The organism is Bradyrhizobium sp. 23AC (genome assembly GCF_054863025.1).
Window position 1 is genome coordinate 1 of sequence record NZ_JAVAYN010000272.1, and the last position, 245, is coordinate 245.

At 61.6% G+C, this 245-nt stretch carries 1 protein-coding gene; it reads left to right on the forward strand.

What is annotated here, in order from left to right; all coding sequences use genetic code 11:
- On the forward strand, nucleotides 1-245 hold a 245-nt coding region (locus RAD10_RS42405), incomplete at both ends, for a hypothetical protein (protein ID WP_461622078.1).

Sequence of the window (245 nt, forward strand, 5' to 3'; positions counted from 1 at the left end):
TGATGACCGCGCCGAAGGACAGCCAACTGGGTGCCTTCTACGCGAGCTACATGGACGAGGCGCGCCTCGAGCAGCTTGACGAGGCGCCACTGAAGCCTGAGCTCGCGCGCGTCGACGCGATCAAGACCAAAGCACAGTTGACCCGCTTCATGGCCGACACGATGCACGACTTCGGGTCGAGCGTGTACGGTCTCGGGCTACTTCCCGACCCGGCCAATCCCAAGATCAACATCGCATATGTAGAG